This window comes from cyanobacterium endosymbiont of Epithemia clementina EcSB (assembly GCF_029919255.1).
Taxonomy (GTDB): Bacteria; Cyanobacteriota; Cyanobacteriia; order Cyanobacteriales; family Microcystaceae; genus Rippkaea.
In genome coordinates this window covers 1,118,699-1,132,122 of the sequence record NZ_CP123991.1, presented here as the reverse complement: position 1 = coordinate 1,132,122, position 13,424 = coordinate 1,118,699, and the positions used below count along the sequence as shown (strand labels likewise).

9 protein-coding genes are annotated in these 13,424 nt (G+C 35.7%); 2 read left to right on the top strand and 7 right to left on the bottom strand.

Annotation, left to right across the window (positions count from 1 at the left end; genetic code table 11):
* Positions 1-1,351: 1,351 nt before the first annotated feature.
* Positions 1,352-2,392 (top strand): helix-turn-helix transcriptional regulator, encoded by a 1,041-nt coding sequence (locus P3F56_RS03750; RefSeq protein WP_281153450.1) that lies wholly within the window; start codon positions 1,352-1,354, stop codon positions 2,390-2,392.
* 197 nt (positions 2,393-2,589) lie between these two features.
* Here P3F56_RS03750 and ilvB read toward each other — a convergent pair whose 3' ends face one another.
* From ilvB to zds, 6 genes are all read right to left on the bottom strand, one after another.
* Positions 2,590-4,449: a biosynthetic-type acetolactate synthase large subunit gene (gene ilvB, locus P3F56_RS03745; protein WP_281153449.1), complete on the bottom strand. Its 1,860-nt coding sequence runs from the start codon at positions 4,447-4,449 to the stop codon at positions 2,590-2,592.
* A 518-nt stretch (positions 4,450-4,967) separates the two neighbouring features.
* A complete protein-coding gene (locus P3F56_RS03740) occupies positions 4,968-5,630 on the bottom strand; it encodes a class I SAM-dependent methyltransferase (RefSeq protein WP_281153448.1) in 663 nt (220 codons plus the stop codon).
* Between the two features lie 30 nt (positions 5,631-5,660).
* Positions 5,661-5,888 (bottom strand): sulfur carrier protein ThiS, encoded by a 228-nt coding sequence (gene thiS / locus P3F56_RS03735; RefSeq protein WP_281153447.1) that lies wholly within the window; start codon positions 5,886-5,888, stop codon positions 5,661-5,663.
* A gap of 90 nt (positions 5,889-5,978) precedes the next feature.
* The gene (locus P3F56_RS03730) at positions 5,979-7,016 is read right to left on the bottom strand and encodes a thiamine phosphate synthase (RefSeq protein WP_281153446.1); all 1,038 of its coding nucleotides are present in this window, start codon (positions 7,014-7,016) and stop codon (positions 5,979-5,981) included.
* A 60-nt stretch (positions 7,017-7,076) separates the two neighbouring features.
* Entirely contained in the window at positions 7,077-7,526 is a 450-nt protein-coding gene (locus P3F56_RS03725) for an SRPBCC family protein (RefSeq protein WP_281153704.1), read from the bottom strand.
* Between the two features lie 70 nt (positions 7,527-7,596).
* Positions 7,597-9,069 carry a 9,9'-di-cis-zeta-carotene desaturase gene (gene zds, locus P3F56_RS03720; protein ID WP_281153445.1) on the bottom strand — a complete coding sequence of 491 codons (1,473 nt, stop codon included), beginning with the start codon at positions 9,067-9,069 and terminating at the stop codon, positions 7,597-7,599.
* Positions 9,070-10,128: 1,059 nt separating this feature from the next.
* Here zds and hemF point away from each other — a divergent pair.
* Complete coding sequence (hemF, locus tag P3F56_RS03715; RefSeq protein WP_281153444.1) at positions 10,129-11,163, top strand: oxygen-dependent coproporphyrinogen oxidase; 1,035 nt, start codon at positions 10,129-10,131, stop codon at positions 11,161-11,163.
* A gap of 126 nt (positions 11,164-11,289) precedes the next feature.
* On the opposite strand, the gene hemC is transcribed toward hemF, so the two are convergent.
* Complete coding sequence (gene hemC / locus P3F56_RS03710) at positions 11,290-12,252, bottom strand: hydroxymethylbilane synthase (protein ID WP_281153443.1); 963 nt, start codon at positions 12,250-12,252, stop codon at positions 11,290-11,292.
* Between the last annotated feature and the right edge of the window lie 1,172 nt (positions 12,253-13,424).

Here is a 13,424-nt window from a genome sequence, read left to right as displayed (position 1 = left end):
AGCCAGTAAATCATATTAAATATGTGTAATTTTAAAAAAACTTTAAAAAAGTGATTGCTAGATATTAGCCATTATGAGGGGTAAACTAATATTACTACTAATGATATCATTGTTAATAATTCTATTTATAATCTAAAAATTAGAAAAGTTAACTCAATTAACTCACGATCAAAAAAATACTCTAGAAGTATAAAAAGACTGGGAATTCCATGTTTAGATTCAATTTAGTTTTAAAAAATCTATACTAGTTATTTAAGGAATATAAAAATTGTTAAATCATCCAAGAAATGAAAGAAAAATAACTCGAGATGAAGAATATATAATTTTATTTTTAATAGCTCTTAAAAAGAGATAACATAATTGATTATAATCAATAATTATTTGAAATTTAAAGGAAATAAATAAAACTTCAATTAAGTTATGCAGTTAAGTTACGCAATAATCTATTTTCTTCTATGAATTTTTTTAAAAAAGCTAGTAAGGGAAAAACCTAAAAGTTAGTAAAAAATTTTATCTAAGTTTTACAAAAAAAATAAAAAACACAGAAAATTAAGACAAAAAAGCAGGTCAGCCCTAAAATCTCGTAAAATTCTATAGTTTTAGAAACCTCATAAAATTTATAGAAGAACATTTGAATATAAATAGTGTTTAGCTTAGTTTAGTTAATTAATTTTTTTAAAAAAAACAAGGTATTTTCTCTGGAAAAAACTTTTAGCTGAGCTCTAATTAGTTAACCATAAAAATATAAAATTATTTATTTTTTTTACTTATTTAGAGCTAATTTATTAGATAAAAAATTAAATTAAACTACTAATATTTAAAAAGTTATAGACAAAGTAATCAGTTAAATTTACTAAACAAGAATTTAAACTAAAAAAGCATAATGTTACCTTATCTACAATAGGTAAATTAAATATAGTATAGTCACAAGTATAATAGTCGAGAAAACTACTCAATGGTGATTCATCGAGAACAGTCATCAAAAATAGTGCTGAATAAGTATTTTTCGAGCTTTGTTATTGAAATTTAACCCCAAACATTACCTATACCTTAAAAAATCTAGTTATATAATAGAATTGGACAATGCAATTTGTGGACTGTTTTACACGGACCTTAACTCGGTGAATTCAGTCAGACAAGAATACATTTAGCTATCCTTGTTCGACTGGGCTATATTACTATATTAGGAGAATCCTAAGGCTTCAACAAAACTAAAGCTATAGGAGTGTTAATTCTAATCTGATCCCGATCTCCAAAGTATGTGACCCATCCTTAACGATACTTAGAATCCTTTGTTCATCGGGTCTATAATGATGGGACAAATTCAGCCGATTATTGAAGTTTATTATTTATGCCTGCCGCCAACGAACTCTCTCATCAAACTCACCAAAAAGTCGAGCAGCTACCCCCCTTAATCCTTGATTCTGACTCTCAATCTGTTTCTGACACTGAGGACCAACCTCTCCTTTTTCAGGCAATTGGCACTCTTTATGGGACACCTCATCAAGAGGAAGAGGGAAAATTTGCCCTCACCATCGCAGGAAAAAATTACAGTTTATTCTTTCCTGGCTATCGCTACAAAGCTTGGCTGAAACAATATAGCAACTCTCCTGAAAACCCTATCTATTTGAGGGTTTATCCTAAGTGTCTGCTCATTCCCAGAAAGGACCCCATTATTCGCTTTCAAGTTGCTGCCTGGGGAGAAGAAAATCAATGGGAGGAAGCCCCAGGAATTTTTAAGTTTCGAGGGATTTGGCAATTTGTTCCTCAATTAAGAACACCAGTGATCTCGATCTATAGAAATTCTAATGCCATGGATCCTCAAGGTAAATTTAAAGCCTCTCATCTTCCCGCATTGATGCGCCGTAATGACGATCCGCGTCCCTTCAAATTTAATCCTAAAATTCCCAAGGAACAATTGCCCAAACGCTGGTTTATTCAAGCCATTTTTAAGTTCATCCCTTCCCGTAATTGTTGGGGATGGGTTGAAGACCTTGAACTGCCAACCGAGAGGATTCCTCGTTACCGCAAGCCCATCAAACCATCTGTAGAACAGCCCCCTAGTCAGGAAAACAAAAAATTTTTTGTTAAACCTCAAAAACCTGATAAACCTAGTCTAATGGTTGATAAGAAGACGGTAGCCACCGCATCAGAAATACATACCACCCCCTCGATGATAACAACTAATCAAGAGTCATCTAAGTCTAGAGTACTCACTAGAGCTCAAATGGCTGAAAAGTTAGGCATTAGTGATTCTACTCTCTATAAAAGGATTTCCCAAGCCAAGCAAAACTCTGATCCTCCTATGATTGAGTTGGATGAGCAAAAATGGTACTACATCGATAATCCGACTGGGAAAGGGAAAGTTTTTCGACGGGAAGCTGAAGTTTAAAACAGTCAAAGTCAGTTAAGCTTACTGAATCAACCCACATTTTTTTTAATCAAGGGGGGGGGACAAAATTACCAAAAAAATAGCCTTTTTCCTATAAAGATTGATGAACTTTTTGTTAGTAATCAATCAAAAACCCTTTCCAAAAAAGAGGAAAGGGCAACTAAAAGTTCAAGAAAAAACTTGAATTTTCACCACGTTTACAATTTTGTTCCACACTCAGAACAAAAATGACTGGTCGTCTGGTTTTCTTTGCCACAATTGGTACAGTGTATCGGCGTGATTGACTGTCCAACAGTTTTGCGCTCTGGCAATCCAAGCATTTGGGCGTTACTCTTTCCTGGAGCTACCATAGGGTAACAGTTCTCATTCTTAGTCACATGAACATCCATCAACACTGGCCCGTCATAGGCTAACATCTGAATGAGCGCTTCTGATAGTTGAGAATGTTCTCGCACAGTCATCCCTTTGACTCCAAATGCTTGGGCTAAGAGTTCAAAATCAGGCATTCCAACTTGCATATTGGAGGAAGAGTACCGCTCTCCAAAGAAGGTTTGTTGCCACTGACGCACCATGCCCTGCCAACCATTATTAATGATAATTATCTTGACAGCAATTCTGTATTGTGATAAGGATGCTAACTCTTGAAGATTCATTTGAAAACTGGCATCCCCAGTAATACAAATTACTTCTTCATCAGGAACTGCTACTTTCGCCCCCATAGCGGCGGGCATTCCATAGCCCATAGTTCCTAATCCTCCACTAGAAATCCAGCGACGAGGACCATTCTTTAAGAACTGAGCTGCCCACATCTGGTGTTGTCCCACGTCGGTGGTATAGTAGGCATTGGGAGCCTGACAAGCTACCTCGGCGATGACTTCTTGGGGGGAAATACTATCCTCATAATGAGGGACAACTAAGGGATATTCTGCTCGCCAACGGTCAATTCTAGCCAACCAGGGCTGAGTTCTTCCCACATCAGCGGGTAAGCCCAGTTCTTTGGATCTTTGTAGTAATTGTTCTAGAACACAGCATACATCCCCCACAATGGGCACGGTCGGGGCACGATTTTTACCGACCTCTGCTGGATCGATGTCGATGTGGACAACCTTAGCATGGGAGGCAAATTCGTCGAGTTTTCCCGTTACCCGATCATCAAATCTCGCTCCTACCGCAACTAAAAGGTCACATTCACTCACGGCAAAGTTAGCATAGGCGGTTCCATGCATTCCCAACATGGCCACAGAGAGAGGGTGATGCTCATCAAAGGCTCCGATTCCCATTAAGGTAGTAGTAACGGGAATTTGAAACCGTTCGGCTAGTGCTTCAACTTGGGCATGGGCATTTGCAGAAATTGCTCCCCCACCTACGTAAAGTAAGGGTCGTTGAGCTTCTTCGATTAGGCGTAAAGCTGCGTTAATCTGACGAGGATTACCTTTGAGTGTAGGACGATACCCTGGTAGTTTAACCTGTCCAAGGTCAACGGGAATATAATCACATTCTTCAAGACCCACATCCTTGGGAATATCAATTAGAACAGGTCCTGGCCGTCCCGTACTGGCAATGTGGAACGCTTCAGCAACTATCCTAGCCATATCTTGAGCATGACGGACCACATAGGAATGTTTTACCAGAGGTAAAGTAATGCCAAAAATATCAGTTTCTTGGAAGGCATCGCTGCCAATAGCTGCCCGTCCTACTTGCCCAGTGACAATGATCATGGGAATTGAATCCATGTGTGCCGTGGCAATACCCGTTACTAGGTTTGTCGCTCCCGGCCCTGACGTTCCGAAACAAACCCCCACTTTACCAGTTGCACGAGCATAACCATCGGCTGCATGAGCAGCTCCTTGTTCGTGTCTCACCAGAAAATGTTGCAAATCTCCTCTGGTTTCAGCTCTATATAATTCATCATAAATGGGCAGGATAGCCCCCCCTGGATAACCAAAAATATGTTTAACACCTTGACGAACTAAGCTATCTATTAGGACAAAAGCTCCTGTTCGTCGTTGAGGAGTCTTAGGTAAAGTCGAAGTTATTTTCTCAATTGAAGAAACCACAGGGTATACCGTCTTAAACTTATGTCTATAATCTCTATTTTAGTTTTCTTGTTTTAAATGCAACACAAAATATATCCACTAAACAGCGTATCCACTAAACAGCTCAGAAAAGTAGAACCAAGCCATTGGGGGAAAAATCCCTAGTCTGTCAGGTACTACCTGTATTTTCCCAAACAATTACTCATTTAATTCTAAATTAATGGTTAAGGTGAGTTGTTTCAGATTTTTCTGGCAATCAATGAATATTATTCTATAATTTTTTGTTGCATTAGCAAGCTAGGTTAGCATAAAATTTGCTGGAAATAACTGAGATTTATGTCTACTTGTCTCCACTTACATTAAAACCTACATCCTATGCTGATTGTAAATCTCAACTGTCCATTTCTGGCACCTGTCCGCCCCTTATATTTTATTAATCCTCTCAAAGAATCGCAATTATCACGTTCTCGTCGTCAGAGATTATCGTTAGTGATTGTCATTCGTTTGATGTTTGCCTTATTAAAACATTTTAATCTAAATTATCGTTTTAACAATAAAGTTAATCCATCAGCAATGGGAATTAGACTAATATTGACTCTTGAATCTTTATAAATTTTTTCATTCAAAGCTCGCATTTTTTTTGTTAGGTTATCTTGAATATTTTTATCGGCAACTTTCCCTCCCCATAAAACATTATCAATAGCAATTAATCCTCCAGGTCGTACTAGTTTTAAAACCTGTTCATAATAACTATCATAATTACTCTTGTCAGCATCAATAAAAGCAAAGTCAAAAGTATTACTTTGTCCTTCAGCCATCAGTTTATCTAAAGTTTCTAGAGCTGGAGCTATCCGTAAATCTATTTTGTGAGAAACTCCAGCTTTGTCCCAATAATGACGTGCGATAGCTGTATATTCTTCACTTATATCACATGCTATTACTTTACCTTTCTCAGGAATAGCTAAAGCAACGGCTAATGAACTATATCCCTTAAATACTCCCAACTCTAGGGTTTTTTCCGCTCCTATCAACTGAACTAACAAGGCTAGAAGTTGACCTTGCTCAGGAGCAATCTGCATCCTAGCCATAGGATGGTTAGCAGTTTCTTGACGTAGCTCTTTCAGAATGCTGGGTTCTCTGACAGAAACCAATTGTAAATACTCATATAATTTTGGTTCAATTCCCAGAGTTTTATCAGCCATAATTATTAATTAGTAATTATTAGTTATTGATTAACTACCGCTTCCTCCTCCAACAATGGTAACAATTTCTAAGCGATCACCTGTTCTTAACTGGGTGTTATCCCAATATTGCCGATGTAGAATTTCTCCGTTATATTCTACCGCTACCAAACGGGGATTTAATCCCATTTTTTCTAAAAGTCTTGGTAAAGCCATATTGGGAGAACAAGTTGTTGATGTTCCGTTAACTTGCAGGGTGATTTGGGATAAAGCGCTCATGCAATAGTCCTAATTACCATTGTAAGTAATTTAGTTTATAATGAATAAAGTATATGATATAGAGTGTGTAATTAAATCATTATTAACATTTCAGATCATACTGATGCTTAATTTTTTCAGTAGTTCTTGAGTAACAGCGGCGGGGTTATCTGCCTCCATAATAGCACGAACGATGGCTACTTGTTTAGCTCCTGCTATAATTACTTCATTAATATTTTCTTGATCAATTCCTCCAATAGCGAACCAAGGAATGGGGGAATGTTTTCGAGCATAATCAACATAGTCTAAACCTGCCGGAATTTTTCCTGGTTTAGTAGGAGTTGCATAGACTGGACCCACCCCAATATAATCTGCTCCTTGAGTGATCGCTTGATCCATTTCTTGGGGATTAGTAGTCGAACGCCCTACAATTCTATTTGGTCCCAAAATTTGTCTTGCTAAGGATATAGGGATATCTTGTTGTCCCAAATGTACTCCATCTGCATTAACGGCTAATGCTAAATCAACCCGATCATTCATAATAAACAAGCTATTATAATCATGGCATAACTGACAAATATCTTTAGCAGTTTTTAGTCTAAAAATATCATCGGTATTTTTATCTCTATATTGAACTAAAGTTACCCCCTCTTTCAAAGCAGATTCAACAACTGACAAAAGATTTTTCGATTTAGAAGTAACTAAATAAAGTGGAGATTTCTTAAGTTTTTGATAGCGATTATGGGTCAATAGATTGCTCTCTAGAATGTAAACTTGATAACGAATTTTTTTAAAAGCAATTCCCATTTCAACTTGATAGAGCTTACCATATTCTTCTAGGACTCTTAAAGCTTCTTGAATACGGCATAAATTAGATTGTAGGAGATGCTCAATGCTTCTACGGGTTTCTTCTTGAGGATGCGATAAGATTGTCCCAGGATCATTCAAAGTATCCCTCGCAATGCGTATTTCATGAGAATGCCAACGCGCAACTTCTTGGCGCATTTGCTTACATTCTTCGGCCAACCGATTATTTTCTAGGCCAAAGCGACACCATTCTTCGATAATTCTTAATCCTTCTCTGGCGCGATCTAGGTTAGCATCCAAAATACGAGGAAGAGACAAACTTTTCCTAATATCTTTATTCATTAAATCTCCATGATTCAACAACTTATACCTACTAAACTTCCAACGAAAGTTAGAGTGTAGTTATTGTAAACCTTTCTGAAGTTTTATCGTGTATTCTTTAAACCTTACCAAATCAGCCTGAACGGTTGACTCGATAATTCTTCCTAAAAATAAATTATCCATCAGTTGCCCTAACAAACTAGGAATATTATAAGCTATTGTTAGACGGACAATACTTTTTCCATGATGATCATAAAATCTAACTGCCCCACGATTAGGTAATCCATCGACAGATTCCCATTGTATGATTTGGTGATAAACCAATTTCAGAATTCGGGATAACCAGGTAAATTCAAAGCTACTACTCGCTAATTTCCATTGAGACAATTCAGGATCATTTTCTAGTACTTGAACTGAGTCTATCCACTTCATCCAACGAGGTATTTGTTCAAGATCCGACCAAAGACTCCAAACTAAGTCAATAGGAGCATCCACTTCAACTTGTACGCTATGTTCTAACCAATTAGACATCATTTAATTAAAATTAATGATTGATGAATAAAGAAAGTTCGCAATACCAATATTAACTGTCATTAATATACTAACTAATTGTGACAGGTTTGTGATAATTTTTAAGGTTTTCTGCCTGTTCTAAAATAACTTTCGCAGCTTTTTTCCCTGAAATTGTTGCCCCTTCCATGCTGTCAATGTAATCCTGTTGAGTATAACTCCCTGCTAGGAAAAAGTTAAAAATGGGAGTATCTTGGGTAGGACGATAAGGCTCTATTCCAGGGGCTTCCCGATACAAAGATTGTGCTAGTTTAACAACACTATACCAAGTCATTTTCAAATTTTTTGAGGAAGGGAACAGGTTATAGACTTGATTTAAAATATGATAGGCAATAGTTTCATTTTTCTTTTTTATAAATGGATCACCAGGAGTTAACACTAATTGTAATAAAGATCCTTGTCCATTCTTATAATAATCTCCAGGACTTGTTAAGGCCAAATCGGCAAAACAAGAGAAATCGGCATCAGGTGTATACAATAAGTTATCGAGTCCCATTGCTGTTTGTAATTGTTCGCGTTTTTTGGAATCGTTTAATTCGGTTACCCAACCATCAAAGCGTAATTGTACTGTCGCAACAGGAACTGTTTCCAACTTATAAATATTGTCAAACAGTGACCATTTACGCCAGTCTTGAGGAATTAGTCTTTGAATTCCAGGAATATCACAGGCACAGACATAAGTATCTGCTGTAATGGTTTCTTCAGTTGATCCATTGGCAACAATTAATCCAGTTACCTGAGTGTGATCATCATTTTCTTGGAATAAAATGTTTTTAACACGCCGTCGCGTATAAATTTTGGCTTTTCTTGTTTCAAGGTAACTAATAATTGGTTTATGAAGATATTCATAAGGAGAACCTTCCAACATTCGTAACACAGAAGCTTCAGTTTTCGTGGCAAAAAATAGAAAAATTGTCAGCATACAACGGGCTGAAATATTTTCTGTATCGATAAATCCTAAAGCGTAGGCGATGGGGTTCCACATTCGCTTGAGACTGCCATTATTTCCCCCATGTTGACGAAACCAGTCCGCAAAGCTAATGGCATCTAATTTCCTGATAGATTTCATTGCCCCATTAAAATCTATTAATCCCCATGCAATAGGGCTGATTCCTAAAGCTAAAGAGTTAAAAGCTTTATCAAAGCTAGAGAGTTGGGAAGTAGTAAAAAAAGCTTTTAACCCATTAAACGGAGCACCAGTAAGAAAACGAAAATCCAATTTTCCAACCCGTCCACCCTCATTAATAAAGGTATGGATGTGTTGTTTTAGGCGTAAATTTTGGCTTGCCCCCACTTTTTCCATTAGGGTAAACAGATTGTAATAGCAGCCAAAAAAGACATGCAATCCCATTTCAAGGTGATTACCTTCATCATCCGTCCAACTGCCTACTTTGCCCCCAATAAAAGGGCGAGATTCGAAGATTTCAACCTCGTAACCGGCATCAACCAAATCAATAGCGGTGGTTAGTCCGGCTAACCCTGCACCAACGATTACAACCCGCATTCTATTTTCCTTAATTTATTTAGTCTATGTTTTACAGATTGTAATAGATGAGCTACAGCTCATCTATTACAATCTGTACTTTAATTGTTGTCTATTGAGTCTGATTAATAGGTAAAAATATACGTTTGTTGAATATTTTTAGCATTTTCACTCTTGTTTTTCTATATTTTTTAGGTTTAATTTAGTTGAATTAATTCTCAAAACTATTTACTTAGCTGTCATTTGTTCAACTTGACCAAAGTTATAAATTATTATTCATAACCGATATTTTTTTGCTGGCTCTGCTTAACTTTAGGATAGTAGAAATTGTCTAGTTTTTAACATGAAATATTTTTATATTTTTGTTAGCAAAAAGTAACTAATCTAGAGAATTAAATAATTTATTTTTTTTAAAAAAATAGATGCTGCCATATTTATAGTATAATTGTACTGTGCAAAAGCAACATATTTTATATTTGTGCTGTTTAGTTTTAATGTGTCATTGACATACGCTTTTTAAGAAAAAGAATAGCACTTAAAAGTATATCAATGAATTATGCTATACAAGCATGAGTATGCTAAGTTATTTTTTAGGATTAAAGTTTAATTTCTTTTAATTTAGTTTTCAATGGATTTTATATATTAAATCCAGTTGCTTAAGGTTTACTGTTATTAGCAATTTTACTCCCTATAATTTTAGGAATGTAATTTTTCTAAAAATTACATTCCTAAAATTAGGAACTTAATTAAAAAAACGATAAAAAGTTGTCTAAAGTCAAAAGAAGTCAAATACCTTGGAGAAAATGAGTCTATTATAGTCCCCATCTACCATGGTTACATTTAATAGGAACTAGTCATAATTAACTATTAAGATACATTGTTAATGACTAGCTTAATGCCCCTAACAAGTCGTAAATTAATCAATAATAACTCGAATCGTCTCTATTCAGGGGGCTAAGGCTGCAACAGGAAAGTTAAATGATCATACATAAGGAATAAAATTCTGCTGTATTTCCCCAATTCTCCGTTAGGACGCTTCTCAATCACAGCTAAAGTGCAACAGCCCAAACCATAAATACTATGACCCCCTTAACAACAGACTCAACCACTCTAAAACGAGCTTCCCTTCCCCCTGAAGATGCACAAAAAAAGGTTAGTCAGTTTATGAAAAATCTTCAAGATGAAATCTGTGCCAAACTCGAAGAAGTTGATGGTCAAAGTAAATTCCGTGAAGATAGTTGGCAACGAAAAGAGGGAGGAGGAGGGCGTTCTCGTGTTCTTCGTGATGGTGGTGTGTTAGAACAGGGTGGGGTAAACTTCTCAGAAGTCTGGGGACAACAGTTACCTCAGTCTATTTTGAGACAACGACCAGAGGTCGAAGGGCATGGTTTTTATGCCACGGGGATCTCTATGGTTCTCCATCCCTGTAACCCCTATATTCCGACGGTTCACCTTAATTATCGTTATTTTGAAGCTGGTCCTGTGTGGTGGTTTGGGGGAGGGATTGATTTAACCCCTTATTATCCTTTTGCTGAAGATGCGGCCCATTTTCACCGTACTCTTAAAGAAGCTTGTGACAAACATCATCCAGAATATTACGCGGTCTTTAAACCTTGGTGTGACGAATATTTCTATCTTAAACATAGGCAAGAAATGCGCGGAGTGGGGGGTATTTTCTTCGATTATCAAGATGGCTTAGCTTCTTTATACCGCGGTCCTTATGCTGACAAACCAGCGTCTCTTCACAGTAACCAACTACCTCCTTTAGAACCTCGCACTTGGGAAGACCTTTTTGCTTTTGTTAATAGCTGTGGACAGGCCTTTTTACCAGCTTATGTTCCTATCGTGGAAAAGCGACGCAATACAGAATATGGAGACAAGGAAAGGCAATTTCAATTATATCGACGGGGACGATATGTAGAATTTAATTTAGTCTATGATCGCGGGACTATTTTTGGACTACAAACCAACGGACGCACTGAGTCAATTCTGATGTCTTTGCCGCCGTTAGTACGTTGGGAATATTGTTATTCTCCTGAACCGAATACTCCTGAATCTGAGTTATATGACACTTTCTTAAAACCTCAAGATTGGGCGAACTGGCATCAATGTTAAAAGTCAACACAAGAGTGGGTTAAACAAAAGTAATTAAGGTAACTAATCTAGATTCTACAATATGTGTTAATCAATCAATTACAAATAAAATTTAGCTTTGAGCAAGCCTTCTATCTTTGTTTAACCTTATCCTCGTTTAATTTGAGCAAAAATTTCTGCTAAGATTTGACCTGCACCAGCATCTCGTAAACATTTAGCTAAATCTAGTCCTATTTGCTCTGCGAAGAATCGTTGTCCACTAATAGTTTTTTTAATAAGGGTTTGACCGTCGAGGCTAGCCACCATTCCCGTTAAAGTTAGGGTATCTCCTTCAATAGTTGTGTGCACACCAATCGGAACTTGACAACCGCCTTTAAGTTCTCGTAAAAATGCTCGTTCGGCATAACAGCGATCGCGAGTGGGTTCATGTTCTAATACTTTGAGTATTTCTAGGATTTCTTCATCCCTTTCACGACATTCGATTCCTAAAGCTCCCTGTCCTACAGCATGAAGACAAATTTCTTTCTTAATTACTTGATGGACGCGATCACTCATATCTAAACGCTGTAAACCTGCTACAGCTAAAACAATCGCATCGTATTCTCCCTCATCAAGTTTTCTAAGGCGAGTATTAACATTACCTCGCACGTCTTTGAAGGCTAAATTTGGAAAATGATAGCGCAGTTGGGCTAAACGACGTAGAGAAGAAGTTCCAATAACTGCCCCTTCGGGTAAAGTCTCCAATTGTTTTTTCTGATGCTTTTTATTAAAAACTACCGCATCAGCCGGATCAATTCTTTCAGTAACACACCCTAATATTAAGCCATCTGGCAGATTAGTAGAGAGATCTTTGAGGGAATGTACGGCAAAATCAACTTTATTTTGCCTCATAGCCACTTCTAATTCTTTGGTAAATAGTCCCTTATCACCGATTTTAGCCAGGGAAACATCGAGAATTTTATCACCTTTAGTATTCATAGTTTCCACGTCAAATTGGCGTTCAGGATAGTAACTTTGCAGTTCTTTTTGTACCCAATAGGTTTGCACTAAAGCTAACTGACTTTTACGCGAACCGATACGAATAGGGCGATTTGGAATAAAAACGGCCATAGAGTTTTTTGTTGATTTTGGTGAAGTGTAGAGCGGTTGTTTAGTCTATCTGCTGCACCCAGATAATTATACACAAGACATTGACCGAGACAGAAGTACTTAAGTGACGAAAAGTAAGGAAAAGGAGCTCTATGTCGTAAGCGGTATTTACTGACATATGATACTTCGGACATAGAATTTAGTCCAAATCTTATTGAAGTATTTATTATTTTGTGATTTAAATTATTTCTATACGTTCATTCTATCTTTCAATTGACGGCATTTATTTTAAGAAAAAAATATTATTTTGGTTTAAAAAGAAGTGAACTTACGAACATCAAAATGTTTTTTGAGTAAACCTCCCAAAAATTTGATACATTGTAAGATTCTTCTCAATTGTAGAAAAGTCTTTTATAATCTAGTCAGCTACAATTACTGTATTACTAATTATTAGACTTTGAATAAACTATAAATAGTTTTATCTTGTCGAAAGGTAGACTTAGAAACAACTTATATTTAAGTGTTTTGGCAGCCAAAACACTTCAGCAAATGATTCATTAACTATGATAGATTTAACTTGTACATAGAAAGCAGTCCATCTAAGAACTAATTGTCGTCAAATAGAGTATTATTAATGTATAAGTAAAATTGCATAAATTTCGTTCAAAAAATAGAAAAAATATATGCTTAAAATTTAAGGTAAAAATTATCAAATAGGTCTCAAGTAGTGATATTAAGAATGTAACTAAAAGGAATAAGATGAGCAAACAAGACATAGTTATCAAAATTTGTTTAATTAATTGAAGACCAAAAAATAAAGAATTAAATTGAATTTAAATTGTAATATTAAATAAATAAAAAAATTTTATTTAAAATTAATAGCTTTAAACAAATAAATAAGTCTAATAATTTAACAAGAAATTGTTAAAAAACATCAGTTTTTTAACAAATATTTTCCAAAAAAACAAATATAATATTTTATTAAATTTATTAAATGATGTTAGATTTTTTTGAGATATATCTGTGATAAATTAAACTAGCAAGTATATTTTATTGATTAAAATAAGTTGATACTCAATTAAATACTAGTTAAGAATAACAGATATATCATAGTTAAATAAAAGTCCAATAGATTTACTCAAAAATAAAAAATATTTAAACAAAAAATAAAAAACTAAATTAAATTTAATATA

Bases quoted from the DNA above. Each gene is read 5' to 3' on its own strand.
- hemF (WP_281153444.1), top strand. From the start codon at position 10,129: ATGACCCCCTTAACAACAGACTCAACCACTCTAAAACGAGCTTCCCTT.
- thiS (WP_281153447.1), bottom strand. From the start codon at position 5,888: ATGAGCGCTTTATCCCAAATCACCCTGCAAGTTAACGGAACATCAACA.
- P3F56_RS03750 (WP_281153450.1), top strand. From the start codon at position 1,352: ATGCCTGCCGCCAACGAACTCTCTCATCAAACTCACCAAAAAGTCGAG.
- P3F56_RS03740 (WP_281153448.1), bottom strand. From the start codon at position 5,630: ATGGCTGATAAAACTCTGGGAATTGAACCAAAATTATATGAGTATTTA.
- P3F56_RS03725 (WP_281153704.1), bottom strand. From the start codon at position 7,526: ATGTCTAATTGGTTAGAACATAGCGTACAAGTTGAAGTGGATGCTCCT.
- P3F56_RS03730 (WP_281153446.1), bottom strand. From the start codon at position 7,016: ATGAATAAAGATATTAGGAAAAGTTTGTCTCTTCCTCGTATTTTGGAT.
- hemC (WP_281153443.1), bottom strand. From the start codon at position 12,252: ATGGCCGTTTTTATTCCAAATCGCCCTATTCGTATCGGTTCGCGTAAA.
- zds (WP_281153445.1), bottom strand. From the start codon at position 9,069: ATGCGGGTTGTAATCGTTGGTGCAGGGTTAGCCGGACTAACCACCGCT.